Below are 26962 nucleotides of genomic sequence, written 5' to 3' on the forward strand. Positions count from 1 at the left end.
AAGGCGCAGGGAGCGCCTTGCCTGGGGAGAGGGAGTTCTGCGCTGGGGTCTGAAAATTTGCCTTAGCGTCTGATTTTCAGGTCTGGGTCCAGACAGAATTGGCGGTCAGGGATGGGACGCGGGATGGCTCAGGAAAGCTTCGATGTCTGCATAGGGCATTGGTTTGGCAAAGTAATACCCCTGAAAAACATCGCAGCGACTGCCCTTCAGGAAATCCACCTGAGACGCCGTTTCCACACCTTCGGCGACCACCGTCAGGCTGAGGTGATGGGCCATGGAAATTATGCCTTGGGTGATCGCAGCATCGTGATGGTCGGTGGCGATTTCCTGGATGAACGAGCGGTCAATCTTGATCTTGTCGATGGGCAAACGCTTGAGGTAGCTGAGGCTGGAAAAACCGGTGCCGAAATCATCGAGCGCAATGCGCACCCCCAATGCCTTGAGCCGGTGCAACGTGTCGATCGCCTGTTCAGCGTTATGCAACAGAAGCGATTCGGTGATCTCCAACTCCAGTTGCTCACCATAGAGTCCGTGTTTCTCCAGGGTGGCTTGGACATACTGGACGAAATGGCCACGCTGAAAATGCATCGGCGAAATATTCACCGCCATCGAGATGCCGGTGATGCCCTGCTCGCCGAGCTGGCGCAGCTGCGCGCAGGCCGTATCGAGTACCCAAAGGCTCAGCGGGATGATCTGACCACTGTCCTCTGCCACCGGCACAAACACAGCGGGTGAGATAAATCCTTTTTCAGGATGCTCCCAGCGCAGCAACGCTTCGATCCCGACCACCCGCCCCGTGCGCGCCTCTATCTGCGGTTGATAATGCAGCTTGAACGATTGAGTTTCGATAGCCTTTTGCAGGTCATTGCGCAGGCTCGCGTGCTCGCAAACGCGCTGATTGAGATCGCTGGTGTACCACTGAAAGTTGTTGCGCCCTTGCTGCTTGGCTTTGTACATGGCCATGTCAGCCTGCTGGATCAACTGCATCGGCTGCTCGATGTGACCATCGCTCAGGGTGATGCCGATACTTGCACTCACGTGCAGGTCAATGCCCTGGATGCAGTAGGGTCTGGCAATGCTGGCCATCAAGCGCTCGACCACCGGTACAACGTCCTCATCACGAAGCAGGTCCGGCAGCAGCACGATAAATTCGTCACCGCCCATGCGCACGATGGTGTCACCGGGACGAACCTGCCGGGTCATACGCTGCGCCACCTCAATCAGCACCTGATCGCCGAAGTAATGCCCGATCGAATCGTTGATGGATTTGAATCCATCCAGGTCAATGCACATCACCGCCAGACGACGCTTACGCCGACGACTGATGTGACAATCCAGAACAAGCCGGTCTTCAAGCGAAACACGGTTAAGCAAACCGGTCAGCCGGTCATGGCTGGCATTGAAGCTCAATTGGCGCTCGAAATGCTTCTGCTCGCTGATGTCTCGGGCTATGCCAAATACCCCGACGATCTCTCCGTTGACCATGATCGGCAGGTTGGAAATGTCCATGGTCAGCAATTTATCACTCTCGTCGAGAAGCCGTGCCTCGAAGCGTTGAGGCTCTCCAGCGCGGGCTGCGGAAAAATGCTGACTGACCCGTTCCAGGTCTTCTTCGAGCAACAGGCGGGAAAAGTGATGACCGAGGAAATCGGTTGCGGTGTGCGGTTTCAGCTTCAGGCCTGCCGGATTCACACTCTGGATGTTGCCGGCCAGATCGAGGGCGAACACCGGGTTGGGGTTGTAGGTGAACAATGATCGAAAACGTTGTTCGCTTTCCTCCAGACGTTGGCCGTCACGTTCGCGGCGGATCGCAATGACTGCCAGTTGGGCTGCAAAGGCCAATCGTTGAATCTGCGCCTCGTCCGGCGCATGGGCGCGGTTCTGGTACAGGGCAAATGTACCCAACACGTTTCCTTGATGGGAGAGCAACGGCACCGACCAGCAGGAACGCAGGTTATGCCCCAGCGCCAGGCTGCGGAAACGCTCCCAGTTTGGGTCCTGGGCGATGTCTTCGGTGACCACAAGCTCGCGCCGGAATGCTGCGGTGCCGCAGGTTCCTTCCTGTGGACCAATGGCCATTCCATGAATCGCCTCGCTGTACTCGGCCGGCAGCCCGGGCGCCGCGCCGCTTAGCAAGTGTTTGCCCTCGGCATCAGTGAGCAGGATAGAGCAGAAGGTTTCGGGGGTCTGTGCGTCGTGCATCTGACAGATGGCGCAGAGTATGTCGCCCAGATGATGGTCGGTCGCGATCATGCCGAGAATGTCACGTTGCGACTCGGGGAAGGTCTTGCTGTGAAAGCTCGGACGAGTATTCATGGTGGTTCCTGAAGACTCTCGAGGTCGTCCGGTCTTCAGAGAGCCTGAAACAGTGGGCGGCCGATCACTGTCCACTAGTGCGTCGGACGCGCACTCTATAGAGCACCGACCCGCAAAAAAAAGGCTCAGATCCAACATAAAAAACGGTATCAGATTGCCGCCGTTTGGCTGGAATGGTCGGGGTGCTCCGTTCTGCTGGGCCGGACAGTTCGGAAGCTGCAGCCCGGTTTCCATGAACTTGGACCCATGAACATTTCCATGCCATTAGCCTTCGGACGTGCCGCAGAACATAGTAACGGCCTGCCTATGAACATATGACATGGCCCACTTGTTAAACGAGGTGCTATGTTAAAAATGTTCATGAGTCTCGTAAGGCACTGATTCGACATATCTGCTTCTGGCATCCATTCTCTCAACGGGCCATGTCCTTCGTGTTCATGGCGAGTCATTGAATGAGGTGGCTGCCGATGAAACTGATTCAGTGCCGTTTCTCTTCAGGTCAGCGTGTTCCGCTGCTCGTGCACGCTGGCAACGCGGAGCCGTTGCTTGGTTTTTTTGAACTCCGCAGCTCGCGCAATCTTAAATCGAATTAGGCCAGATTGACCTAGTGTCTAAATGCGTATGTGTCTATACGGTCTGATCTACCGCCAGCCGCTCGCGCCCAGGCGCTACATTGCTAGGCGTTTCGGCATCTCGCCGCTCCCGTAACCCCATCGCAGACAAATCCAGTACCAGCGGCTGCAACACGTCGCGGGCTTTTTCGCCACCTCTGGCTAGGATATCGATGAAGTCTTCTTGGTTAGGTTGGCCCAATGCCAGCCGATAGATCAGCCGCTGCTCCTTGAGCCGTTCAAACCGCGCGCTGTCCCGTCCGAATGGTCGCTCGAAGATATAGCGTTGAATCGCGGCGTCATCCAGTACCCACCAAGGGCGCAGGCCGCTCGCATCGGCGAAGCGCTCGGCGCGTTGCGCCACCTGCTGCCAGGGCGACTCCCGCAGCGGGCCCGCAATGTTGATCACTTCGTCCCTTAGCAGCCTGCACAGTTGGCGCCTGACTGTCAGCCCCGCGTAGCGCTGGATCCGGCCCTCGCGCTGCTCCAGGTCAAGCGGGTTGGAGGGCAGATCCCAGTGCAGTACTCGGGCACACCAGGGGTGGAAATCCAGGCCCTCCTGCCCCACCGACGTCGTGGCCAATACGTGTGGCCAGAACGGTGTGTTAAAACTCTGGCGTACCTCGTCGGGGCGCGCTGCCTGCGCCGTAGTGCCATCGCTACCCGCCGTGGGCTCGGCCTCAGCGTTGCCGAACGGCACGGCGACATGGCAACGCACTTTGATCTTGCCGGTCTTTCCACCTAGGGGATGGAAACCGAAAGAGCCGGCGCGAAGGCGCAGAGATGCCAGCAAGTCTTGCGCCAGCCCTGCTTTGCCATTGGGCAGATTCTGCGAACGCAGCCAGAAATGCTCGTCGAGTACGCTTTCCAGACCGCCGTCGAGGACGGCCGTCATGACCTGTGCCAACGCACTTTTGTTTCTTTTCACCGGTAGAAACACCGGGTTGTCCAAGTAGGCACGCAACCCCTGCCAACTCAGCTGGAGCAGTTCGGTAAAGCGCCCGGCGTCGAGAATTGTCCAGTCATGCCGGAACAGCGAGCGACCCAGCACCACGCCTGGCGCAGCGATCGCGTACTCCACCAGGTCGTCGAGCTCAAGCGACGATAACCGGGTGAGCGGCGGCGTGCGTGCCCATTTATCAATGGCGCTTTGCGCCCCCTTGTCCTCGCCAATGACCGTCCGCCATGCCCTTACAGACTGATCGGCTAGCCCGAAACTGTTCTCCAGTGCGGCCAGTGTGGTGGCAATCGAGCGGTGGCGGCGCCGGACCTTGGCCGTAGTCCGGTCAAGGGTGCTCTCAGGAAGAGCTGCCAGAATTTGTCGACGAATATCCTGGCGGATCACGCGCAGACTGGCACCAGGTTTGGCGAGCGGGTCGGTATGGCGGATCAACCACTCTGACGGATGGAAGGCGGCCATAGTCGGCCCAGGGACAGCTGTAAGTTTGAAGCAACGTTTACGATAGACCTTGTCGTAGGCCTGGCCTCGGGGAAGGCAATGCTCCTCGACACCGAAACTGAGCAGTGCCGTTACGCTTGGTGGTGTCGCCCTGAAACGACTGAACATCAGCAGCTTAGGGCTGTTGTTCTCAGTTTTCCATTGGCCGCCCAGGGGCCACCAGGCTAACGATGGGGCCACCCAGGGCAGTGCTAGTTGCTCAGGTGGAACGAGCTTTTCCAGTGCACGCAGTTTGGCGTCGGGCCAGGAGGCATTTTCCTTGGGGCGCTTAACACGTCGTTCGAGAGTCATTTGCGGCAGGCCTCTGGTGGCGAGGAAATTCGCCGACCTCCAAGCCACGTAATGTGGGCCCAGCGATTGCGCCGGCAGTGGCACCGACGCCCAGTAGGCAAGCGCCTCGTGGCGCGTTCTTGCACTGAAGCCTTCCTTGAGATGTCGAAACACCTTGAAGTCCTCGACCCTGGGCTGTGCGGCCAAGCGCTGAGTGATGCCCGGTGACTCGGCGCCTCCCACGCTGTCCCGTTCAGTGCGTGACATGAACGGTGTTAACAGCTTGCGCAGCTCGTCCCCGATCTGGCGACCTTTGGCGAGCCGGTCTTGCAGTTGCTCCAGCGAGTTGTCCGCGTCCGCGGCAATTTCCCGCAGGCAATCACCAAACCGGGAAAACAGCTTTTTGGCGGACTCACGTACATCATCGCCGGCGAGAAAACCGATCAGCTTGAACATTTCTGCATGCGCAAGCACGCCTTGGGTCTCGTCCCAACGGGTGGTGAGGTGCGGGTATGGCGTTGCGCTAAGCAGCAGGACTGCAGGTGGCGGGCTGTCTTCGGGCTCCAGCAACGTGCCCATCAGCGAATTAGCATCAGCGCCATCCAGCAGGCTTCGATAGCGCTGGAATTCATCGAAAACAATCAGATCCGGCGGCTGATGCTGCAAAACGGCCAGGACCAGTGCACGTCGTAAACGTCCCACTAAAACCGTTGCTGGAAGCGGCTGGATATTGCGCTGTGTACAGCCATGTGATGCCAGCTCCAGCTCCTCGCGCACCGACAGGCCAAACTCCTGCGCTAAGGCCTGACGGAACCGGTTGCAGAGCCCAGGCGGGGAGTCTGCGAGCCGGGCTCTGGCAGTCTCCAGGGCGAACTCCCACGAACTATGAGCATTGAGCTGCAAGCGATGGGCGCCCAGACCAGCGGCGAACGCCGGATAGGCCTTCTGCAACAATATCCAGAGAAAGGCGCGTTCCTCTTTGCGCCCTCCCGTTAGCCGCGCCCTGCCACCGGGAAAAGACGTCAGTGGCGTGAGTGCATAGATCAAAAGCGGGGTGTTCTGGCGGGGTTGCTGGGCGATGAGTGAAAGCCGGTCGGGCGTATTAGTCGCGCACTTGAACTCAGGGTCTTTCAGGAAACCGGCAATGCGGCTCTTATTCTGATAGGACACCGAATGGCCGTTGGCGATGTAATAGATGGTCATCGCGCGCTTGCGGCCTTCGAACATGCGCCGAGCTACTTCACTGGCCACGACAGTCTTGCCAAGCCCGACTTCATCGGCCACAAGAAATCGGCGTTTGCCGAGAAGGTTGCTCAAGGTCGCAAATGCCGCATCGACAGTGGCTTTCTGGAACGGTTTGGGGGTACTCATCGAGGTTTTTTCCTTGAAGAGCCAACGCCAAGCCCTTCGTACACCTGACCCCACAGTGCCTCGAAGCGCTGCAACAGAACCAGCGTATCCCACGCTTCGTCGTGCCTTGCGCGTTCGAGAAGGGCGGGCATGTAGCGCGATACGCGTTGCTCTATCGCCGGAAATACTGTGCTGTCGGGTGACCACGCCGCGAGTATGTCCTCCATCGTCGGCATCCACGCCTCCCACGACGCCGTTGAACCCTGCTGATCGTCTCCTTTCCCGGATCCGGGGCTGCGCCAGTCCGCATCCGTGTGGCCCCCCTCCTCGGCCAGCATTGCCGACACCCAACGCAGGAAACCGTGGGCGCCTAGAAAATGCACGAACGCTGCACGATCTCGCTCCTCCCCAAGTTCCGGATCAGTGGGCGCGCGTTGCAGCCAGCATAGGCCGCGGTCGCCATAGCTCACCCGCAAGAGGACGAAATCGCTGCGCTCCGCCGCCGGGGGAGGCTCGATTTCGATCCTGCGGTGGTTCGCCGGCCAGCGCTGCAGAGCGCCGCACAGAGTACCAACCTCCAGGACAATGTCCGGGTGGTCCGGATGCGGGCCTGACCACATGTCGCCCTCTTGCTGCTCAAGCCACAGCTGCTGGTGCATGATCGACTGACGCACCGCCCATCGGGCAGCCACCTGGGCCCGTGCCCGCTCCAGCAATTCCTGCTCGATGGCAGCCGTATCAGGCTCATACTCGACCTTGGGGTGCTCGACCGGCCGCGCACTCCCCAGCAGTGCTAGTAAGCCCTGCTCTACCTGTTTGTCGATACGCAACCGCGCCATGACCTCAACATTCCGACCAGACCAGGCGCGCATCGTGGCATTGGCGCTACCGAGCCAGAGCCAGCGTTGCTGACCGCTGCGCATAAACAGCAGCTTGGCATGCAGCCCGTTGCCGACGGCCTCCTCCTCCGCTGGGCGCTCGCCGTCGTTGACCTGCTCCGATGCGCTTTGCTCCTCGGACGGCGCATCGGCCAGCGGATAATCCGGCGCATCCAAAGCCAGCAGCTCATAAAAAGCGGGCAGTGAAGGTCCCGCGCGTTCGATCTCGCGCAGCGTGCTAAGCAGGACCCGGCGACGCGGCTTGTCCATTGGCAATGCCAGGGCCGAGAGGAAAGCGTGGTCGATGAAAGGGCTGACCACCACCACTGCTTCGGTGTCGTCTCGCGGGGTGGGCAAGGCCAGCGTCCCGTTTCCGTCCGACCAGAGAAGGCATTCGACTGTTACCCCTGACGGTGCCTGCCAGGTGACATCGGCAACCGATGCGGCCAGCGCGCGTGCACCGATGCCCTTCAGCCCGGCCTGCTTGGCCAGGGCGTGGGCAAGCTTTTCGACGCCGGGGATTTGTGTGCCCTTGGCGGCCGACACCAGCAGCAACCCGAGGTCGCGATTCATGCACTCCGTGAGGTTGCGGCTTCCGACCCACAAGCGCCAGCTCTGGCTGCCGTCCTCGCGTCGCAAGCGCACCAGTGCAGCCTTGGCGTGCCAGCTATGGCTGGCCTCATCGAAATCGACTTCGCGCACGAACTGATCCAGCACAGCCGCCATACGTGGTGTACGTTGCATCCTCGCCAGACGTCCGCGCTGGATGACGACACGCACTTTACCCCGCAGTAGTTCCACGGCCTCAGCAAAGTCGGTGGGGCTGCCGCGCCCCGCATCGGAGTCCTTGCCGGCCAGCGCCAGCAGGGCCGCGCCGATCGAGCCCAGATCCGCGGAGTAGAAAGAGAGCAAGGCCAGCTCGACGTTCTCGTTGGGGCCGGGGCGCAGGTGTTCAAGGAATGACAGTGCGGGCCAATTGACGACTGCACTCATGAGGCGTTCGCCAGATCGTTGAGCAACATGCTGACGTTATGCCATCTGAAATGCAGCGGTTGGGCCTTGCTATGGTTGTCGCGCGCCCACTCTTCCCGCCGAGCCCGTCCGTCGCGGGTCATGGCCAGGCGGGCGCGGGCGCCTTTCCGTGCCTCAGCCTGGGTGTAGATCTCCAACAGCGGAAGTGGGTTGGTAGATCCAGCCGCGGCCCAGGCGCGTGTGGCAATCACCAGCTCGCGAAGTGGCCGCGGCAAGCTACCGACGTGCTCCTCGAGCGCATCCACATCGAGCCGCGCAGCCGGCTCCATGTGTTCAAGAATTATGTTTTTCAGGTGCTCGTGGCGTTCGTCGATAGCAGCCCCCTTGTCGTGCCCGCGTACCAGGTGCTCCAGCAGTGCGTCGTACACCGCACGCCCCAGGCCTGCCAGGCTGGCGGCCTGACGCGCCCGGAGCAGCATTGGTGCCTGGTGACCTGCTACGGCGAGCGTCTCGGCCGCCCACATGTCGTCCGGTGCAGGTGCCCTGGTTTTGACCAGGCGCGCAAGCAGTGACAGCTCCCCATTCTTACTGCTGAGCAATTGAGCCAGTCGATCGTGCAGAAAATCTGCCTCTGCGCGGGTCAGTTGCAAATCGATCGGACCGCCCCGCCATCCCTGCGGCCGATCGGGTAGAGGCACGAACGGCGGGTCGAGCGCCAGCAATGGTTGTCCATCGTCGTCCAGCCGGGAACGGTTGTTCCGCAGCAGTTGGTGCACTTGGGCACGTGTTGGAGTGCTGCCTCGTGACCGCAGGATCCCCCAGGTCGCCAGCGCATTCCAATACACCGTCGAGGGAGGCTGGCTGGCTGCCCTGGGGAAGACGGTGCCTCCAATAACCTGCTGTGATCCCGACTCGATGAGGCGACCGGCAAGCTGACACTCACGCGCCTGCAGTTCACGCTTGGCCGTTGCGCCGTCAAAACCGGCCAGGTCTTCGAACAACCAGGGCACGAACAGTGCGTAGCGGGCACGCCCGTGCAGAACCGACGTGCCCGGGAAGAACAGGTCTGCGTAGCGCTGGTGAATGGTCAGAAAACCTAGTTCGTCACGCACCCCGGTGGACTCCGCGTCCATCTGGGCCTTGGCCCGTGCCAGCGCCTCACGGGACAGATACGTCCACCCCAGACCTGGCACAATGGAGAGCGATTGTCGCGAACGTGGTGATTGATTTGATTGCTGCAAGGCATCCAGCTCCATCGAAAGCGTCGCCGCGGAACAAGTGATTCTCGCATCAATAGCGTAATGCCACCAATGCGTCTGTGACAATAGATGCCGACTCCATTCTCCCTGACACCGCCGGCTTCAACGGCATCTCTGGTCTCCACTCGGATCCCGACATACGACAACGGCAGCCTGGAACTGGGCGACTTCATCCAGCAAATTGGATGCCCTTTGTGAGTCCTGAAGGTAGGGCTGGAGAAAATCCCCTGCTCATCGACCTGCATAACCCATCCGAGCATGTGTAGCGGTCGAATGACGCCAGACGCCATTAAAGAACACCTGCGCCCAGCGACCTTAACCAATTTGCGACTCTCGATAGAGGGGTTGCTGGCATCTGGGAGGCCGGAATATCAGGCCTTCCCGCCGATCTCAACCCCTGTCACTTCTCAGTTAGCGTCAGGTACACGCGCCAGTGATTACAGGAAGTTTATTACGGACAGTCGGAGGCGTCCTCGTGAACATATAACTGTGAGCATTTGGTTTATTATACTGGACGAAAGCCACGCACTGACTGAAGGATGGCGCATTTATGAACATCTAACATCGCCAAAAAGTTAAATCATGTGAAGCCCTTATCGCGCGAGCCACGGCAACGTGCCAATCGACAAGATTCTACATTTTGCCGCCGTGGCAATAGCTGAAAAGCACATTAAAGAATGCTCAAAAAGTTCCCCACTGAGTTACTGGGGGGGTTTTTGAGCATTAACTATCTTGAACAGTCGATTGCCCACTATCGTACCAATGAGCTCTTTGTAGCGTTCGTTAGCACCCGCGGCTTTGGCCTTCCTCAATCTCAGCCCGGCCACACCAACAATATCGATCCGTTGCTTAGGGGTCAGAGATTCCTTATATTTCTCAATATTTGGATTGGCACGACAAGTGAACGTATCAATACGTCCGAAAAGATCGGAATCCAAGGCTAGCCTCCGTACATTATCTACCGTCTCACCACTGTTGGTATTGTCATCAAAGACCAATAGCCAGTTCTCTGACTTCAGCTTCTTTCTCGCAAAATGCCCCAGCGTCATATCATTGGCTATCGAAGAATATGGATAGTCTGATAAATCAAAAAATGAGCCTTTTGTTTTCAGGTCATAAATTGAATATATGAGCGCCCCAGTATTTACTGACAATTGCCCTCCAGGCACCATTCGCGAAAATGTGTGCTTCGCATACATTCCGACCAACGCCCCCCCGTAGTTAATGCTCATTGCATGCAATACGTCTCGTTCTGGATCAAATCCCTTGTGCACAATGACATTCATGGCCTGCTGGGCTGTGAGCACCATTGTTAGAGGATCATTTTCTTCACGATAAAGTCGTATAAGCTTCGCCCGCGCATTCTTTTGCGCAACGTCATGAATATTGGACTTTCTAAATGATTTTTCGCGAGCTTGACTCTTAGCTTGCTTTCTCTGCTGCTCAAGCTCAAAAGTTTTGTGATATAAATCGAGGAAGTTAAAAAATTTCCCCATCAAGGTAATTGAATCATATAGAATCTTGGGGCACGCCCCATAAGGACTGCTCCTTAGGCTCCAAACCTCCGGCGAAAGCAAGCCTGCCAGCCTGACGTAGCTAGCATCATTGTCGTTTATCAATACATCCATATATAGAGCGACTGTGTCTTCCAATTCGGCCAAAAGACTTAAGTTTCCCTCCTTGTTTCTAGCGTTTTCCTGAGCATTGCTGAATTCACGAAACTCTTTAAGGCATACACTCTCCATGTTCCTAACTGTATCTCTATTGAGAACAAGGCTTCCTTGCGATTCAGGATTTAAGAAGTCCCGATTATAGAGGATTTGCGAGGCATTTTGATGGAAGGCAAGGACATTGATTTTTGAGTCCAGCAGCCCGAGAAGAAGTTTGCGAAAAGGCTTACTCTGCACTAATTTTAGATGCCTATTTAATACGGAGTCTACGTCCACCCCCAGCACTAATTTGGCCTGACGCAGCGTAGAACTCCCATGCGCAACAAATATTATTATCTGGTCTAGGCCGCCACCTGTCTTGCGATAACTGGCCACCATCTCGCGAAACTCTTCAAGAGAGTCAAGTATTTGATCCAATTGGTGCCCGAAGAATTGATCAGTATCTTGATGGCCGAGAAGGCGATTGCTGTGGGTGGCTTTTTTTCGTATAGCGCTGAGTTTTTTCTGCGACAGCTTGCTCAACAACTCCCTGCATAGCGCATCTCTAACTGACGAAAATTTCGTTAATACTTCATGCTGTAAATGCCGGGTCGCGAAGTGCAACGCATCACCGACTTCATTATAGTGCGTCAAGAGATTCCGGGCGAATTGATCGTAGTTTAACTCGCGGACTTCGTAATCATTTATCGATGTCAGCGGCCCCTTCATGTCTACATGTGCACCTTCAAACATGAAGTAGTAGCTCGGCCCCCTGAATACATAATGACGACCTAGGGGGTAAGCACATAGTGATAAAATACGCTCAATTTTCTCTCGAACCCCTTGGTTGGATAAATCTACCCCATAGGGTAACGAAGCTAAACTTGCCACTTCGTCTTCGCTGAGCTTAATCGCTCCATCCACATGAAATGTTCTTTTTAGAAGATCCGAAACGTCCGGATCTCTTAATAGCTTCTTAAAGTCATCCTTCCCTTTTAATAAATATTCAATTCGTTCCTGCACGCTTAGGCTTGAATCTTCTTGCAGGGTGTTCAGCCACAGCACCATTCCTTCTGTACGTATCGCTGACATACGAAAAAAGGATCTTTCATTTAACCATCCGGGGCTGGGAGCCACACCGGGAGGCAGTATTTTTAAACGCCTCTTTTTGGCGAGACGCACTAATTCCTTCGCTATAATTTTAACCAGATCTACGTCCATGTTAACCTCATCGCCTTACTCAAGATCGGCAGGCTAGTTAATTGAAATTGCGACATAACCTCGCTTTTATACTAATAGCCCACCTTCTGGCCCGAGTAGGCCAGACAGAAATGCTCATGTCAATGTGACATTACTGGTCTAGTGTATGATCACTCCTTCGCCAAAAGTCAGACTTCCCCCCTTCCTTGTAATCCATTTCCCAAACATACTCCTACCGACATTTTCCGTTGCGAGCACCCCGCTCCACCTCTAGTCTCCCCTGGTCGTTACCAACCAGCCGCCAGAAGCATGACCCACAGTTTCATTGATTCCTGAAGGGTGGTAAATCCGCTAACAGTACCGTCATAGGGTCCTAAAATTCCCGATTCAGAGTCAGGTTGAAATCCCGTCTGCGCATTCTGATGAGGGTATGAGGCTGGGAATCCCTACCCGTTTACCGCAGCGTCCTCAGCACTTGAGTAGCCGCCAAAAGTCGGACCGTCTAGACAAGCGGGAGGACTCGATCATGAACATTAGTCGATGAACAAATGCATTCATCTTTAGCGTGTTGAGCCATGAGCGGGAGGCTTACGAACAGCTTATGAACATCTGACATCGCCCACTTGTTAAATCACGTATTACTCTATCGGTGCACATGGGTCCTGTCCTCTTGGCATACATCTCCAGCAATCGACGCTTGAACCCTCTGATCAAGGCCGGTGCAGCGAACTTCGCCTACGGGCACTGAAGGACTCTGTAGATCTCAGAAACCACCTGCATCGTTGCGTCTTCGATCGTTCCTTCGTTACGGCATAAAACCCAGCCGTGATCTGCAATTGCTTGCTCGAACGCCTTTGTACAAGCGACATGTTCTTCCAGCTTATGGATCACAGTACTGCCCAGGCCACGCCCGCGTGCCGCAGCCCTCGCCCATGAAATATCAGGGGCGGTGACAACCCCGACATGCAGGTCTGGCACTCGCACGTTTCGATCAATGTTCAACTGTAGAATTTCTGCAAACGGGACTATCCGGCGAAACGCGGCATCAGACGGGTACCAGCGATCGATCAAGATAATGCTGTCTAGTGGCTGTTTAGTCAGCACGTGCCGGGAAATCCAGTGACGGCTATCGGCAAAGCGCTCACAGACCCTCAACTCCAAATCCCGGGAGGGATTTCTAACGAGCTCGTTAACGAGGGTCATTGTTTCGCCTCTATAGGGATCGCTTTTTTTCTCGCAAAGCCGGATCACCTTTTTGTTGTCTGCCCTAAGTGCTTTCGTCACGGCTTCCAACAGTGTGGTTTTGCCGGCGCCCTTGGGCCCATCTAGAGAAACAAACAGCGGACGATTCATTCTTCAACTAACGATTGATATACGGTTATTTTTGCCCTGTTCCTTCGCTGGAACCGCTTGACGCGACTACGCGAATCGAGTGGAAGGCCTTTAGGAGCAGACATTGATGGACACTCTAACTTGGTTTGTGGCTAACGAGTCCCAAAATCCAGGGTCACAGCCGCTTATCAACAGCCTTCAACGTGAATCGTCCCGGGTTTCGTAGACACCTCCATGCCTTGAACTGAGGCCAATCAAATGCGGAGAAACTATGGCGATAATGGTTGCTTCTCACATTAGCGCCCTCTTCTGCTCGACCTCTATTGTCTCAGCCCAAATCCACTGCGGCAGGAAACGCGACGATTTCATTCTGTGTTCAACCGGGTCGTGAAATACCGTGCTGACGTAATTTGCGGTAGAGCGTATTGCGGCTAATTCCTAATCGGGCGGCAACATGGGCGATATGCCAGTGTTCCGCCTCAATCAACGTCAGCAGCGTCTGCCGTTCGGATACTCCAAGCGGATTTTCGGCCAGCGCGGCTGTCGCTGGCGCTGCCGGCAGCAACTCCGCCAAGTCTTCCAGAGTGACATGCCCCTCCAGCGCCAACGCTACCAGTGTGCGCAGACACGTACGCAGCTGCCGAACATTGCCCGGCCAGGGTTGCGCCAGCAAGCGCTCTCTGACGCCCACCTCCAGCCGGACTCTGACGCCTGCTGCCTCCTCGTGCAGCAACAGGTCGAGCAAACGGCCCTTGTCTGAACGCTCCCGCAGCGGCGGGAGCTGCACGGCGAATCCAGCCATGCGATAAAACAGATCTTCGCGAAAGCACCCTTCGGCCACGCAGGCGTGCAAATCCTGGTGGCTGGCACTGATAAGGCGTACGTCGAGCGGACGTGCCGTCGCGCCACCTAGCGGCACCACCTGCCGTTCCTCCAGCACACGCAACAGGCGAGTCTGTAACGCCAGTGGCATATCGGCGATCTCGTCGAGAAATAGAATGCCGCCATGGGCCTGCTCCAGCTTACCGATCATCCCGTCCTTGCGTGCGCCAGTGAAGCTGCCGCCGCGATAGCCGAACAACTCGCTCTCGATCAGCGTTTCTGGAATGGCCGCGCAATTGATCGCCACAAACGGCTGATTCGCTCGGGAGCTGGCACGGTGTAGGGCCGCCGCAAAAGCTTCTTTGCCGGTACCGGTTTCGCCTTGTAAAAACACCGGAACGTCACGCTCCAAAACTCGTAATGCGCGAGCAAAGCCGCGTTGCAGGCGCGGGTCTTCCAGGCACACGTGCACGTCGTTGATTTTTGGGCTTGCAGGAGTGACTGAAGGCAGCTGGCGTAAGGGTTCTCGCAACTGTCCGTAGAGCTGGCGTCCGTCCACCAGCCGCATTGGCCAACAGACACTCGGCTGAGTGCTGGCCTGACTCATCACCTGCTCGATAGGTGTTTCCAGCAGCATCGTCAGAGATTGCCCAACCACCTGGTCTCGGCTTAGGCCCAACAGATCCAGCGCAGCATGATTGACTGAACAGATACGGCCACTCTCGTCGAAACTGAGCAGACCTTCACCCAACAGCCCAACGAAGCCTGCCTCAGGGTGAAAGCGCAGCAAGTATCGTTGCGGATCATGCCCCAGGAAATAACAGCTCTCGATCAAATTGGCGGTCAGGTTGGTCAACGCCATGGCTTTGAAGTGCTGCTGCAGACTTTGTTCCTCTCGCACAGAAGAGAGGTTAAGAACGGCGAGCAACTCTCCGCGCGCATCAAATATCGGGCTGGCCGAACACGTTAAGCCGGCGTGCTTGCCACGGAAATGTTCATCACGGCGGATGGTGACATGCTGTCGCTCGACCAAGCAGGTGCCGACACCGTTGGTACCTTCACAATCCTCGCTCCATACCGAACCGAGCCACAGTCCGGAACGCTGGAACTCGGCTCGTTCGGATTCGTTGAACACACTGTCAATCGCCACACCGCGGGCATCGGTGAGTAGCACCACGTGGCCGTCACACCCTAGTTGTTGGTGCAAGCTGGTCATCTGCCAGTGCGCCACGGAGATGATGTGTTCCAGGGGTGCGCGGTGATCCTGTAAGCGTGGGTGCTCAACGACATTAGGCGCGCGGCGGCTGGCGGGATCGAGCTGATGCTGATCCAGGCAACGACGCCAGGACCGTGTAATAGCCAGGTCAGTAGCATGGCCATGGCTGGCAGAGGTGCCCTGTACGGCTTGTAGCACTTGCTGTGCATGGGCGTTGATAAAGGCCGGCTTCATTGTTCTTGTTCTCCGCTACGGTTAGGACACGGGGCTGTTCGCAGCTTATATGAAAAGACCGCGAAGAGCGCTCTATGCGCCGCGTGACACTCTGTCATCCGCCATTCCCAGAATCGTGACATAGATCCGGGCAAAGGCCTGAGCAGTACTGCGTCAGCCGCTCTGCAACGGGGCTTTCATGAAGATGGCCCGGGCCTTGCTCTAGGGTAAGTTGTTACAAAAACAACAAGAACGGGAGAAGCCCATGAACATCGCTATCGAAACACCTCTGCAAACGCCAACTGCTCAGCTCGCGGCGTGGGTCGAAAGCCTCGGCGAGCGTCTCGCCCAACGTGATCTGGACGGCACACTGGAATTGTTTGCCGAAGAGTGTCACTGGCGTGACCTGCTGCTTTTCAGCTGGAACCTGGTGACCCTGGAAGGCAAGCCTGCTATCCGGGACATGCTCGAAACACGTCTCGACCAGACTCGTCCAGAGCGATGGGAACTTGAGGGTGAGGCGACGCTGAACAACGGTGTGCTCGAAGGCTGGATCAGCCTGGAAACAGAGGCGGCGCGAGGTAAAGGCTACGTGCGTCTGAAAGAGGGCTTGTGCTGGACGCTGCTGACGACCATGCGCGAGCTCAAAGGCTTTGAAGAACCCAGGGGCCGCCGTCGGCCAATGGGTGCCAATCATGGTCACGCCCATGCCGACAAACGCAACTGGCTGGAACGCCGTCGCGATGAAGAAGCTTCGCTGGGCATCACCACCCAACCTTACTGCCTGATCGTCGGCGGCGGCCAAGGTGGGCTGGGGCTCGCGGCGCGGCTCAAGCGAATGGGCGTGCCCACGCTGATCGTCGACAAAGCCGAGCGTCCTGGTGATCAGTGGCGCGGTCGCTACAAGTCACTGTGCCTGCACGACCCGGTCTGGTACGACCATATGCCCTACCTGCCCTTCCCCGATCACTGGCCCGTCTTCACCCCAAAAGACCAGATTGGCGACTGGCTTGAAATGTACACCCGAGTCATGGAGCTCAATTATTGGCCGCGTACAGAATGCGTGAGCGCCAGTTTTGACGAGCAAAGCGGCACCTGGAAGGTTGAAGTTCAGCGCGATGGCGAGCGTGTGACGTTACAGCCTGCCCAGTTGATCCTCGCCACCGGCATGTCCGGCGTACCCAATGTTCCCAAGTATCCGGGTGCCGAGGTTTTCAATGGCCAGCAGCATCATTCCAGTCGCCACCCCGGCGGAGACGCCTGGAGCGGCAAGCGCGCGGTGGTCATCGGGGCGAACAATTCGGCTCACGATATCTGCGCCGACCTCGTGGAGAACGGCGCCGAGGTGACCATGGTGCAACGCTCCAGCACCCACATCGTGCGTTCCGACAGTTTAATGGACCTCGTCTTCGGCGGGCTCTACTCGGAAGACGCCCTGGAGACGGGGTTGACCACGGACAAGGCTGACATGCTGTTCGCCTCGATCCCCTACAAGGTGATGCCAAGTTTTCATCAACCCATCTTTGACGCGATCAAGGAGCGTGACAAGGACTTCTACGAGCGGTTGGCCAAGGCCGGTTTCATGCTCGATTTCGGTGACGACGAGTCTGGTCTTTTCATGAAGTACGTACGCCGGGGTTCTGGTTACTACATCGACGTCGGCGCCTCCGAACTGATCGCTAATGGAACGATCAAGCTCAAGAGCGCGCCTGGCCTGGGTGTCGAACGCATCGAAGCAGACGCCGTCGTACTCAACGATGGCAGCCGACTACCGGCAGATCTCATCGTCTACGCCACGGGCTATGGCTCAATGAATGGTTGGGCGGCGAAGCTGATTTCCCAGGAAGTCGCTGACAAGGTCGGCCGCTGCTGGGGCCTGGGTTCTGGCACCACGAATGATCCTGGCCCGTACGAGGGCGAACTGCGGAACATGTGGAAGCCAACGCAGCAGGAAAACCTCTGGTTCCATGGTGGCAACCTGCATCAGTCACGGCATTATTCGCTGTATCTGGCGCTGCAGTTAAAGGCGCGCTTCGAAGGCATCGACACATCCGTCTACGGCCTTGCCGAGAGCCACCACACTGGCTGAGTCAAATGGCGCCCAGCCATGGTTGGGCGCCTTTCCACAAAGTCCCCGGCGCCCCTTGTTTAGCGTGATGAGCGGTGGGTGCCATTCCCCTTCTTGCTTGAAGGAATGACGTGATTGTCAGTTCGTTTTTTTGGGTCTATCTTATACAAAACCTATACAAGACGATAATCAATGTACAACAAAGAGCCTTGGCCACTGACGCTGTACTTTGACGGTACATGTCCGCTGTGCGCGCGCGAAATCATCATCCTGCGCCGACACGCCGCAGAGAATCGACTGCTGTGTGTTGACATTAACAACGCAGATTTTGACGCAAATGCACTTGGGTTCACGTTCGAGCAAATGCAGGCGTCGCTTCATGCCTGTTTTGCTGATGGCCGCTGGGTTAACGGCCTGGACGCCACCCTATGGAGTTGGCGTGCCGCCGGCCTGGGGTTTTGGGCCACGCCACTGACATGGCCTGCCATCCGACCGCTGCTGGCCGTCGGTTATCGCCTTTTCTGCCGCTTGCGCCCCCACTTGGCGTGGCTTCCTCATCCGGATGGCCGCCGTCGGTGTGTCGATGACCGTTGCGAGGTGCCGGAATCACAACCCGCCGCAGACAAGCCAGCCACTTTGAAACCACGCCGCGATTCCTGCAACTGAGCGGGCGGCGAAGGTGATGCAAGTAGCCGGCTTCTGACTTTCGGCAGGCGCCATAGACCCGTACAAGATCGATTTACTGTAGATGCGTGTACTTCGAAAACTCACCCTCGTCACCTGTGCACTCAGGGAGAAAGGCAATGACCCGACTTTTGGTTTTACTGGCTCTGGTACTCAGCGTTGCGAGCTGTGGCAGCGTGGACGTCACCCACTATGCGGATCAGCAACCGGCATTAGACCTGGAGCGTTTTTTCAGCAAACCGGTCAAAGCCTGGGGGATGTTTCAGAAGCGCTCCGGTGAGGTGGCCAAGCGCTTCGAGGTCAACATCGTCAGCCATCGTGAGGGCAACAACCTGATTCTCGATGAGCGCTTCCTGTACAGCGACGGCACCCGCCAACGCCGTGTCTGGACCCTGACGCCAGAGGGCCAGGGGCGCTGGAGCGGGCGCGCGGATGATGTGGTGGGTGTCGCTCGGGGCGAAATCGCCGGCAGTGCCTTGCGCTGGCGTTATCGCCTGAACTTGCCGGTTGATGGTTCAACCTACGAAATGAGCATGGACGACTGGATGTACCTGATGGACGAGGACACGTTGATCAACCGCACCAGCATGTCCAAGCTGGGCGTCGAGGTCGGCCAGGTGACGTTGTTCTTCCGTCGCCAGGGCACAGGAGAAACCCAATGAACAGCGCGTTCACCCTGGCCTCCCTCGGTGACGGTTATCGCGCTCTGGTGATCGGCGCCAGTGGCGCCCTCGGTACAGCTTTTTGCGAGCTGCTCCATCAGGACCCGCGATGTGTCGGGGTTCGCGAGTTGGGGCGCACTACCGTTCCCGGGCTGGATCTGGAACAACCTGAAACGATCGCCAGCGCCGCCGCCGAGTTGGCAGCAGAAGCGCCATATCAGTTGATCGTCCACGCCGCCGGCCTGCTCCATCGCGGCCAGGTCAAGCCAGAAAAAAGCTACAGCGCGATTGAGCCGGAGGCGCTGCAAGCCGTGTTTCAAGTGAACACGCTGGGACCGGCGCTGGTGTTGCGGCACTTTCTGCCGCTGCTTGATCCCCGAGGCGCGATGGCGTTGCTTTCGGCGAAGGTCGGCAGCATTGGCGACAACCGTTTGGGTGGCTGGTACGCCTATCGCGCCTCCAAGGCTGCGCTGAACATGCTGATCAAGACCGCCGCCATCGAACTGACCCGCACTCGTCCGCAGAGCCGCTTGCTGAGTCTGCATCCAGGTACCGTCGTGTCGGGGTTGTCGCAACCTTTTCGTGGGGCCTCTAGCGCACGTCCGGCAGACGTTGCCGCGGCTGAACTTTTGACCTTGATTGACCAGTTGACGCCGGCCGATAGCGGCCATTTCTTTGCCTACGATGGAGAACGCCTACCCTGGTAGGCAAGGAGAAAGCATGAACCTGCAAACCCTGATCGAGCGCGCGGCCAACAGCGAAATACGCGAGCTGGAGTTGCTGTCACTCGAAGGTGGTTTTTATCTGGCTCGGATCCGTCTGGATCATGGCCAGTTCACCTTGCTCGACGATGCGGCCAAGCCAATGCACCTGCGGTCAATCACCCACCTGCGTGACTTGATGCACACCGTGCCGGCATTTCCCTGCGTGTTGGTGCAGCAATGCGTGCACGACGAGATGTGCGGCCGGGATGCCGGGCCCGTCGAGGATCTGCGAATTCCGTTTTCGCTGACCACGCCTTTATGAACCGGATGACGCTGGGCTGAACTGAATGAACAAACGCCGTCGGTTGTGCCTCGTGCTGGGCGACCAGTTGTCCTTTGGCCTGGCTTCATTACAGGAACTCGATGCCGAGTGCGATACGGTGCTGCTGGTCGAGGTCATGGAGGAAGCCAGCCATGTGCCCCACCATCCGCAGAAGATTGCCTTGATCTTCAGTGCCATGCGCCATTTCGCCAAGGCGCTGCAAGACCAGGGTATACAGGTCGAGTACGTCACCCTGGATGATCCGCATAACAGCGGTTCAGTGGCGAGTGAGTTGCGACGCTGGCAACCGCTGTTGCAGGCAGATGAAGTGCACGTCACCGAGTGCGGGGATTGGCGGCTGGAACAGTCGCTCAAGGACTGTGGCTTGCCCATCCACTGGCACGTCGACACGCGTTTTCTGTGTAGTCGCGCAGCGTTCAGCGCCTGGGCGGAAGGCAAAAAGCAGTTGCGCATGGAGTTCTTCTACCGCGAGATGCGGCGCAAGAGCGGTTTGTTGCTCAATGGCGATGGCTCTCCGGTGGGCGGCGCATGGAATTTCGATGCCGAGAACCGCAAGGCTCTGCCCAAAGGGGTGAAAGCGCCCTACCCGGTCCGCTTCAGCGACGACGCCATCACCCGCGAGGTGCTTGCGCTGGTCAGGGCGCGTTTCAACCATCACTACGGCGCGCTCGACGACTTCAACTATCCGGTCACCCATGCCGACGCGCAGGCGCTGTGGGCGTATTTTCTGGATTACGGCCTGACAGGATTCGGCGACTATCAGGATGCCATGGCCAGCGATGAACCCTTTCTGTTCCATGCGCGTATCAGTGCGGCGCTCAATATTGGCCTGCTGGATCTGCGTCAGTTGTGCCACGACGTGGAGGCTGCGTATTGGGCGCAGCGGATTCCACTCAATGCCGCCGAAGGGTTTATCCGCCAACTCATCGGCTGGCGTGAATACGTACGGGGCGTTTACTGGCTGAAAATGCCCGATTACGCCGGCGGTAATCTGTTCGGCAACAGCCGATCACTTCCGGAGTTCTATTGGACGGGCGACACCCGCATGAACTGCATGAGCCAGGCGATCGGCCAAAGTTTGAAACATGCCTATGCCCACCATATCCAGCGGCTGATGGTCACCGGCAACTTTGCGCTGCTGTCCGGCATCGCGCCGAGCCAGATTTGCGACTGGTACCTGGCGATCTACATGGACGCCTTCGACTGGGTCGAACTCCCCAACACACTGGGCATGGTCATGCACGCCGACGGCGGTTACCTGGGCTCCAAGCCTTACTGTGCCAGTGGCCAATATATAAAGCGCATGTCTGACTACTGCCGAAACTGCGCGTACAACGTCAGTGAAAGCACGACAGACGACGCCTGCCCTTTCAATTCACTTTACTGGCATTTCCTGATGCGTCACGGCGACCTGCTTCGCAGCAATCAGCGCATGAGCATGGTTTACAAAAATCTCGACCGCATGACTGAACCCAAGCAGCAAGCGCTCTGGGAGCGGGGCCAGAAATTGCTCGCCAAACTGGATAACGGGGAGTCGTTGTGACGGCATCACTGCCAATGCTCACATAGCTTGACCAGCTCATCGACCACATACCTGACCTTCGGCCGCAGATGCGACACCTTCGGCCACACCGCATGCACATCGACAGGTTCCGGCTCATACACGTGCAGAACCTCCACCAGCCTGCCCGCTTCGATATCGTCCTGGAACAGGCTGCGTGGCATCTGGCACAAGCCTGTGCCGGCGACTGCGGCGAGAATCATGGCTTCGCCATCGCCAATCTGATGGGCTGAGGGTGGCGCGTAACGGACGGTCTCCCCTGCTTGCGTGACTCGCCACGCCAACGGCTGGCCGCGCCGGTGCCCGACGATGCAACGGTGATGGCTCAGATCTTCCAGTGTTTGCGGAACACCAAAACGCGTCAGGTAGTCGGGGGCGGCACAAATAGCCCAGCGTTGTCGGGTCAGGCGCCGCGCCACCAGGCCGCTGGTGTCTTGAAGTTCTCCGAAGCGGACCAGTAAATCGATACCCTCCTCGATGGGATCAACCAGGTGGTCGGAAAACGTCAGACTCAGCTGCAAAGCCGGGTACTTGTTGGCGATCTCAAACAGCAATGGCGCCACGACCCGACGCCCGAATGCCACAGGAATGTCTACTCGCAGGCGTCCGGAGGGCTCACCAACGCCGGGCCCCAATCCGCTTTCTGCAGCACCCATTTCCTCAAGGGCCGTAGAGCACGCCACGAAATAAGCCTCACCATCCGCGGTCAGGGAAATCCGGCGAGTGGTGCGATGAAATAGCTGTGTGCCCAAGCGCTCTTCCAGACGCGCAATGGCTTTGCCTACGGCGGATTTTGACACGCCGAGGCGCTCGGCGGCCTGGGTAAAGCTGCTCGAGCGCGCCGCCACGACGAACGTGATGACCCCTTGAAACGAATCGATAGGTACCATGCGGGCTCGATAATTGTAGAGTTTATAGCTACCCAGATTATAGTTTTAGGTCGTTTATCGCCAGAAGACTCAACAGTAATATGGGCTCCAGTCATGCAACGGTGCAGATCGTGATCGCACGTCGCGCACCTGATCATCAATGCCCAAAAAAGGACACCCTCATGCCCGTCGTACGAGTGAGCTGGTTCGAAGGTAAAGAACACGCGCAAAAAGCCGCTGTTGCCGCAGACATCACCGCAAGCATCGTTAAACACACCGGTACAGATGCCAACTACATCTACGTCATTTTCGAGGACGTTGCGGCGTCGGATTGGGCTGGCGCCGGCAAACTGTTCGGGGACGCGCCCGAGAAATCCTGATCCCCATCAGCATCGAATGCATCGGCTTGGCCCGCGATGCATCCTCAACAGGCTTTTCATGAAGCTTCTGACGCAAAGGCTACTCATGCACCCTCATATTTCTTGCCTGTTCTCCCTCGCGGTAAAGCCCGAAGCATTTGCAGAATTCAAGGCGCTGATCTCGACTATCGTGGCAGCTACCCGAACCGAGCCGGGCACCCTGGTTTACGAATACAGCGTCAACGAAGACAACAGCACCGTTCACATCCTTGAACGCTATAACGCCGATGCCGTCGTCAGTCACGTAGACACCACCTTCGCACCGTTCGGCAAACGCTTCCTTGAACTGTGCAGCGTGACCAGCCTTGTGGTCTACGGCACACCGAATGCACAAGTCCGTAAACGCCTGGACCCGTTCGGCGCGGTCTACATGACCCCTTTTGACGGCTTCAGCCGCTGAGTTCAACGAAGGCGCAGACTCGACGGCAACCACCGGGACTGCGCACATCCCCTTCCCTGCACAGAGATCCCCATGTCCGTTATTGCTGAAATTATCAAGTCCCGAATTTCCGCCAACAGTTATGACACTGAACGTGAGTTGACCGATCAACAGGTTACTGACCTGATCGATCTGGCCACACACGCCCCTTCGGCCTTCAACCTGCAAAACTGGAAGTTTCTGGCCGTTCGCAGCACCGAAGCAAAGGCGCGCTTGCTGCCATTGGCCTACGGTCAACAGAAAGTCATGGATGCTGCCGTGACCTTCATTGTCTGTGGCACTCTCAATCCCCATGAAACCCTGCCTTTAGCCCTGAGACCGACACTGGATGCAGGGATCATTGATCAGGCGATCTACGACATGTGGGTTGGCGCCGCTCAAGGCATGTACCAGAACAACCCGCAGTTACAGCGCGACGAAGCGATCCGCTCAGGTTCGCTGGCGGCCATGACCCTGATGCTCGCGGCCAAAGGACAAGGCCTTGTTTCGACACCCATGATCGGGTTCGACCCGTCGGCAGTGGCGCAAGCATTCGGTCTTTCTACTACGGAGATCCCGGTGATGTTGATCACCGTTGGCTACCCTGGCTCGGCCAACTGGCCGCAAAAACCTCGTAAAGCCGTTAACGAGGTTTTGCAGTTCGTGTAAGCGAATGCTGCCAGCGATAGCCAGAGCTGCGGGACGGTCCCTGCGTACTTGTCGGTGAAGTTCTTCAGGCGAGTGCTCGCCAACCCAATTGGGCACGAGCCTCTTGAAGATCGGATTGCATATCGTGATTCCACAACCAGTCGAAACGCTCGGCGAGGGTTTTGCTCAGCAACTGTTCGTTATCGGCCACAGCCGGATCACGCAGTTCATAAAGCTCCCCGGCTTCCCAGGAGCTACGCTGCACACGGCAGGCACGGGGACGACGGATGACGTCGTAAGCCGCGAGCACCGCTTGTGGCTGGCTGTCCAGGACCTGCGGGTCGGCCAGCAATCGTGCCAGAAGCCAGGCATCTTCCAGGCCCTGACCTGCGCCAGCGCCCTGGTGCGGCAACATGGCGTGCGCCGCATCGCCGATCAAACCTACGCGGCCGTGCACGTAGCCTGGCAATTCATCGAGCTCATGCAGCGCCCAAAGAGTGGGGGCTGGAATGCATTCGAGCAGTACCCGTGCAGCGTCTCCCCAATGATTGAAGACAGAAAGCATTTCTTCCTGGCTGGCATTACGCACCCATGGCGAATCGCTCGGCCAGGCTGGATCAGGGCGACTGCGATCGGAAATGAAGGCCACGACGTTGATCAGCCGGCCTTGCTTGACCGGGAATGTGAGGATGTGTGCGTCGAGCCCCAGGTACATCTGCGGGACGTCGATCAAGTGCTCATCGATACCCCGAGCTCGGTACGCCGCACGCAGCTGTTGGCTGTCGATCATCCCGCGGTAAGCGCAGGTACCACTGAAACGCGGTGCCACCAGGGGGTGGCCAAGACCGTTGAGAACATGATCACGAATGGAAGACTTGATACCGTCCGCGGCGATCAACAGGTCGCATCGATGCTCAGTACCATCGGTAAACAGTACGCGAGCCTGCTCGGCATCCTGTTCCACGCTGACGGCGCGCTTGCCGAACTGGGCGATCCCTTCGGGCAACTGGCTGGCCAGAGCATCGAGGAAGTCAGCACGGTGTACCGACGACTGCCCTACCCCTTCGGCCACGCTAGCGCCTAGATAGCCGGCATCTTCACCACGGCGCCATTCGAACCAGATGTCCTGCCAGGGGGCCTGCGTCTGGTCGGCAATCTTGCGGTAGGGTTCGGCAATACCCAGACCCGCAATGGCACGCACGGCATTCGCGCCGAAAGAGACACCCGCGCCGACCTCGCCAAACGCGGGTGCCGATTCGAACAACTGCACGTTCAGGTGGGAATGACGGCACAGGTCCAGGGCCAGAGCCACGCCGGCAATACCGCCGCCAACAATGCCGATTTGCAATTTGGATTGAGAAGTACGCATAGCAAGTTACCCATGAGGCTGATTGTTATTGGAGTCACCAAATCATCGCCATCCGAGCGCTATTGATAAATACCGCAACTCTCATACATGCCATCACGCATATGAATATTGCTTTTCAGGACGATCGATCATTGGCCAGACGAGTTCTTCCTTGAGCTCGCCTTTTTCTGCAATCGTTACTGCGGCACGGGGTGTTTGGATGAAGCAGCCTGGCGGCCTGGAGAGTTCTGAATCAGAAACACCAGAATAGCGATGGCCCCTATCAGTCCAGGTACGGCGAAGATCAGAAAACTCGCCTGCAGCGGCAATGATGAAGCGTGCAGTGCGCCTCCTAACAATGGACCGATGATGGCTCCGGTGCGACCGACACCCATCGCCCAACCCAGCCCTGTAGAACGTATGTGCGCGGGGTAATACTGCACCGTGCAAGCGTTGGCCAGGATCTGCGTGCCAATGGTGCAGGCCCCGGCTATCGCGATGAGCACGTAAAGAATCGGTAACGGCGCCTTGAGCGCCAGCAGGCTCAGGGCTAGCGCTCCGCAGCTGAAAAACGCGAACAAGACTTTGGCGATTCCAATACGGTCCCCCAACCATCCACCGGCCACCGCGCCAATAATCGCGCCGACGTTTAGCGCCACCAGAAACGCCAGGCTTGAGTTCAATCCATAACCTGCGGCAGTCATGAGTTTTGGCAGCCAGGAACTCAATGCATACACCATCAGCAAACAACAGAAAAACGCCAGCCACAGCATGAAGGTGTTCAACTTGCGCCCGTCCTGGAACAGCTGCGCAATCGACACAGTCGTGCCTTTGGCGACCATCTGGTTCAGTTGGTCATTTGCGCTTGGTTGATAAGACGGTGCAGCTTGTGCCAACAGGTTTTGGGCCTTGACGGTCTGCCCGGTGCGCAAAAGAAAATCCATCGACTCTGGCAATTGGCGGATCAGAAAGGGCAAGGCCAACAGAGGAATCAGCGCTACATAAAACACCGCTTGCCATCCCCACTGTGGGATCAGCACCATGCCCAGGCTCGCCGACAGCATTCCGCCTAACGAGTAGCCACTGAACATGATTGCGACCAACGTGCTACGGGATTTCTTTGGCGCGTACTCGTTCATCAACGCGACCACGTTGGGCATCACCCCGCCGATGCCGAGGCCGGCGATGAACCGGCAAAGCGCAAACGCCTCGGGGCTCTTCGCCAAGCCGTTAATCGCTGTGACTGCGCTGAAGATGGCGACACACATCATGATGGTTTTTCGCCGGCCTATACGATCCGACAGTGAACCGAAAAACAACGCACCCAACATCATGCCCACCAGCGCACAGCTGCCTAACGCGCCCGCCTGTAATGAACTGAGCCCCCACTCGGCCATCAGTGAGGGCAATACGACCCCATAGATGACCAGATCGTAACCGTCGAAAATGATGATCAGCGCGCACCAGAACAGCACGCGCGCATGGAAGGCATTGAAACGTGCCCCGTCAATCAGGGCTGAGACATCAATCGTACGCATGGCATCGCTCTTCTTGTCATTGTTATAGAGCCGGAGGATCTGATGCCTCCGGAAATTGCGCGGTGCCCAATGGTGTTACGCAGAGCGTTCAGCACTGGACATGGATTCGATGATGGGCAAACGATCGACGGTGATAAATGCAGCCAGATGAAT

At 57.5% G+C, this 26962-nt stretch carries 19 protein-coding genes; 9 read left to right on the top strand and 10 right to left on the bottom strand.

Annotated elements, in window-relative coordinates:
• Window positions 1-105: 105 nt before the first annotated feature.
• The 7 genes from F8N43_RS05800 to F8N43_RS05835 form a co-directional block, all read right to left on the bottom strand.
• On the bottom strand, window positions 106-2316 hold the full coding sequence (locus tag F8N43_RS05800) for a putative bifunctional diguanylate cyclase/phosphodiesterase (protein WP_150653371.1): 2211 nt from the start codon (window positions 2314-2316) through the stop codon (window positions 106-108).
• 627 nt (window positions 2317-2943) lie between these two features.
• Entirely contained in the window at window positions 2944-6027 is a 3084-nt protein-coding gene (locus tag F8N43_RS05805; RefSeq protein WP_150653372.1) for a helicase-related protein, read from the bottom strand.
• A complete protein-coding gene (locus F8N43_RS05810) occupies window positions 6024-7877 on the bottom strand; it encodes a hypothetical protein (protein ID WP_150653373.1) in 1854 nt (617 codons plus the stop codon). The genes F8N43_RS05805 and F8N43_RS05810 overlap by 4 nt, the downstream gene beginning before the upstream one ends.
• Window positions 7874-9112: a DUF6361 family protein gene (locus F8N43_RS05815; RefSeq protein WP_150653374.1), complete on the bottom strand. Its 1239-nt coding sequence runs from the start codon at window positions 9110-9112 to the stop codon at window positions 7874-7876. The genes F8N43_RS05810 and F8N43_RS05815 overlap by 4 nt, the downstream gene beginning before the upstream one ends.
• Before the next feature lie 704 nt (window positions 9113-9816).
• Window positions 9817-11985 carry a hypothetical protein gene (locus F8N43_RS05825; protein WP_150653375.1) on the bottom strand — a complete coding sequence of 723 codons (2169 nt, stop codon included), beginning with the start codon at window positions 11983-11985 and terminating at the stop codon, window positions 9817-9819.
• A gap of 714 nt (window positions 11986-12699) precedes the next feature.
• Window positions 12700-13317 carry a dTMP kinase gene (locus F8N43_RS05830; protein WP_150636582.1) on the bottom strand — a complete coding sequence of 206 codons (618 nt, stop codon included), beginning with the start codon at window positions 13315-13317 and terminating at the stop codon, window positions 12700-12702.
• Window positions 13318-13672: 355 nt separating this feature from the next.
• The gene (locus F8N43_RS05835) at window positions 13673-15568 is read right to left on the bottom strand and encodes a sigma-54-dependent Fis family transcriptional regulator (RefSeq protein ID WP_150653376.1); all 1896 of its coding nucleotides are present in this window, start codon (window positions 15566-15568) and stop codon (window positions 13673-13675) included.
• 244 nt (window positions 15569-15812) lie between these two features.
• Here F8N43_RS05835 and F8N43_RS05840 point away from each other — a divergent pair, with 244 nt between their 5' ends.
• The 6 genes from F8N43_RS05840 (at window position 15813) to F8N43_RS05865 (ending at window position 21551) form a co-directional block, all read left to right on the top strand.
• Window positions 15813-17636: an NAD(P)/FAD-dependent oxidoreductase gene (locus tag F8N43_RS05840; protein WP_150653377.1), complete on the top strand. Its 1824-nt coding sequence runs from the start codon at window positions 15813-15815 to the stop codon at window positions 17634-17636.
• Window positions 17637-17807: 171 nt separating this feature from the next.
• A complete protein-coding gene (locus tag F8N43_RS05845) occupies window positions 17808-18281 on the top strand; it encodes a thiol-disulfide oxidoreductase DCC family protein (RefSeq protein WP_150653378.1) in 474 nt (157 codons plus the stop codon).
• A gap of 137 nt (window positions 18282-18418) precedes the next feature.
• Complete coding sequence (locus F8N43_RS05850; protein WP_150653379.1) at window positions 18419-18961, top strand: DUF3833 domain-containing protein; 543 nt, start codon at window positions 18419-18421, stop codon at window positions 18959-18961.
• The gene (locus F8N43_RS05855; protein ID WP_150653380.1) at window positions 18958-19668 is read left to right on the top strand and encodes an SDR family NAD(P)-dependent oxidoreductase; all 711 of its coding nucleotides are present in this window, start codon (window positions 18958-18960) and stop codon (window positions 19666-19668) included. The genes F8N43_RS05850 and F8N43_RS05855 overlap by 4 nt, the downstream gene beginning before the upstream one ends.
• Before the next feature lie 13 nt (window positions 19669-19681).
• The gene (locus tag F8N43_RS05860) at window positions 19682-19987 is read left to right on the top strand and encodes a DUF6482 family protein (protein ID WP_150636576.1); all 306 of its coding nucleotides are present in this window, start codon (window positions 19682-19684) and stop codon (window positions 19985-19987) included.
• Window positions 19988-20012: 25 nt separating this feature from the next.
• Window positions 20013-21551, top strand: a complete 1539-nt coding sequence (locus F8N43_RS05865) for a cryptochrome/photolyase family protein (protein ID WP_150653381.1) — start codon at window positions 20013-20015, stop codon at window positions 21549-21551.
• Between the two features lie 5 nt (window positions 21552-21556).
• On the opposite strand, the gene F8N43_RS05870 is transcribed toward F8N43_RS05865, so the two are convergent.
• The gene (locus F8N43_RS05870; protein WP_150653382.1) at window positions 21557-22459 is read right to left on the bottom strand and encodes a LysR family transcriptional regulator; all 903 of its coding nucleotides are present in this window, start codon (window positions 22457-22459) and stop codon (window positions 21557-21559) included.
• 161 nt (window positions 22460-22620) lie between these two features.
• Between F8N43_RS05870 and F8N43_RS05875 the strand changes: the two genes are divergently transcribed.
• From F8N43_RS05875 to F8N43_RS05885, 3 genes are all read left to right on the top strand, one after another.
• The gene (locus F8N43_RS05875; RefSeq protein ID WP_191623632.1) at window positions 22621-22818 is read left to right on the top strand and encodes a tautomerase family protein; all 198 of its coding nucleotides are present in this window, start codon (window positions 22621-22623) and stop codon (window positions 22816-22818) included.
• 85 nt (window positions 22819-22903) lie between these two features.
• Window positions 22904-23257 (top strand): putative quinol monooxygenase, encoded by a 354-nt coding sequence (locus tag F8N43_RS05880; RefSeq protein ID WP_150653383.1) that lies wholly within the window; start codon window positions 22904-22906, stop codon window positions 23255-23257.
• A 72-nt stretch (window positions 23258-23329) separates the two neighbouring features.
• Window positions 23330-23944: a nitroreductase family protein gene (locus tag F8N43_RS05885; protein ID WP_150653384.1), complete on the top strand. Its 615-nt coding sequence runs from the start codon at window positions 23330-23332 to the stop codon at window positions 23942-23944.
• 64 nt (window positions 23945-24008) lie between these two features.
• Here F8N43_RS05885 and salA read toward each other — a convergent pair whose 3' ends face one another.
• The gene (gene salA, locus F8N43_RS05890; RefSeq protein WP_150653385.1) at window positions 24009-25292 is read right to left on the bottom strand and encodes a salicylate 1-monooxygenase; all 1284 of its coding nucleotides are present in this window, start codon (window positions 25290-25292) and stop codon (window positions 24009-24011) included.
• A 176-nt stretch (window positions 25293-25468) separates the two neighbouring features.
• Entirely contained in the window at window positions 25469-26809 is a 1341-nt protein-coding gene (locus F8N43_RS05895; protein WP_150653386.1) for an MFS transporter, read from the bottom strand.
• Window positions 26810-26962 lie beyond the last annotated feature (153 nt).

Source organism: Pseudomonas fluorescens (assembly GCF_902498065.1).
GTDB lineage: Bacteria > Pseudomonadota > Gammaproteobacteria > Pseudomonadales > Pseudomonadaceae > Aquipseudomonas > Aquipseudomonas fluorescens_BJ.

What these genes read in the sequence shown, in the direction of transcription:
- F8N43_RS05870 (WP_150653382.1), bottom strand. Translation starts at nt 22,459, where the DNA reads ATGGTACCTATCGATTCGTTTCAAGGGGTCATCACGTTCGTCGTGGCG.
- F8N43_RS05830 (WP_150636582.1), bottom strand. Translation starts at nt 13,317, where the DNA reads ATGAATCGTCCGCTGTTTGTTTCTCTAGATGGGCCCAAGGGCGCCGGC.
- F8N43_RS05865 (WP_150653381.1), top strand. Translation starts at nt 20,013, where the DNA reads ATGAACAAACGCCGTCGGTTGTGCCTCGTGCTGGGCGACCAGTTGTCC.
- F8N43_RS05845 (WP_150653378.1), top strand. Translation starts at nt 17,808, where the DNA reads ATGTACAACAAAGAGCCTTGGCCACTGACGCTGTACTTTGACGGTACA.
- F8N43_RS05885 (WP_150653384.1), top strand. Translation starts at nt 23,330, where the DNA reads ATGTCCGTTATTGCTGAAATTATCAAGTCCCGAATTTCCGCCAACAGT.
- F8N43_RS05840 (WP_150653377.1), top strand. Translation starts at nt 15,813, where the DNA reads ATGAACATCGCTATCGAAACACCTCTGCAAACGCCAACTGCTCAGCTC.
- F8N43_RS05875 (WP_191623632.1), top strand. Translation starts at nt 22,621, where the DNA reads ATGCCCGTCGTACGAGTGAGCTGGTTCGAAGGTAAAGAACACGCGCAA.
- F8N43_RS05860 (WP_150636576.1), top strand. Translation starts at nt 19,682, where the DNA reads ATGAACCTGCAAACCCTGATCGAGCGCGCGGCCAACAGCGAAATACGC.
- F8N43_RS05800 (WP_150653371.1), bottom strand. Translation starts at nt 2,316, where the DNA reads ATGAATACTCGTCCGAGCTTTCACAGCAAGACCTTCCCCGAGTCGCAA.
- F8N43_RS05880 (WP_150653383.1), top strand. Translation starts at nt 22,904, where the DNA reads ATGCACCCTCATATTTCTTGCCTGTTCTCCCTCGCGGTAAAGCCCGAA.
- F8N43_RS05855 (WP_150653380.1), top strand. Translation starts at nt 18,958, where the DNA reads ATGAACAGCGCGTTCACCCTGGCCTCCCTCGGTGACGGTTATCGCGCT.
- F8N43_RS05895 (WP_150653386.1), bottom strand. Translation starts at nt 26,809, where the DNA reads ATGCGTACGATTGATGTCTCAGCCCTGATTGACGGGGCACGTTTCAAT.
- salA (WP_150653385.1), bottom strand. Translation starts at nt 25,292, where the DNA reads ATGCGTACTTCTCAATCCAAATTGCAAATCGGCATTGTTGGCGGCGGT.
- F8N43_RS05815 (WP_150653374.1), bottom strand. Translation starts at nt 9,112, where the DNA reads ATGGAGCTGGATGCCTTGCAGCAATCAAATCAATCACCACGTTCGCGA.
- F8N43_RS05810 (WP_150653373.1), bottom strand. Translation starts at nt 7,877, where the DNA reads ATGAGTGCAGTCGTCAATTGGCCCGCACTGTCATTCCTTGAACACCTG.
- F8N43_RS05805 (WP_150653372.1), bottom strand. Translation starts at nt 6,027, where the DNA reads ATGAGTACCCCCAAACCGTTCCAGAAAGCCACTGTCGATGCGGCATTT.
- F8N43_RS05825 (WP_150653375.1), bottom strand. Translation starts at nt 11,985, where the DNA reads ATGGACGTAGATCTGGTTAAAATTATAGCGAAGGAATTAGTGCGTCTC.
- F8N43_RS05835 (WP_150653376.1), bottom strand. Translation starts at nt 15,568, where the DNA reads ATGAAGCCGGCCTTTATCAACGCCCATGCACAGCAAGTGCTACAAGCC.
- F8N43_RS05850 (WP_150653379.1), top strand. Translation starts at nt 18,419, where the DNA reads ATGACCCGACTTTTGGTTTTACTGGCTCTGGTACTCAGCGTTGCGAGC.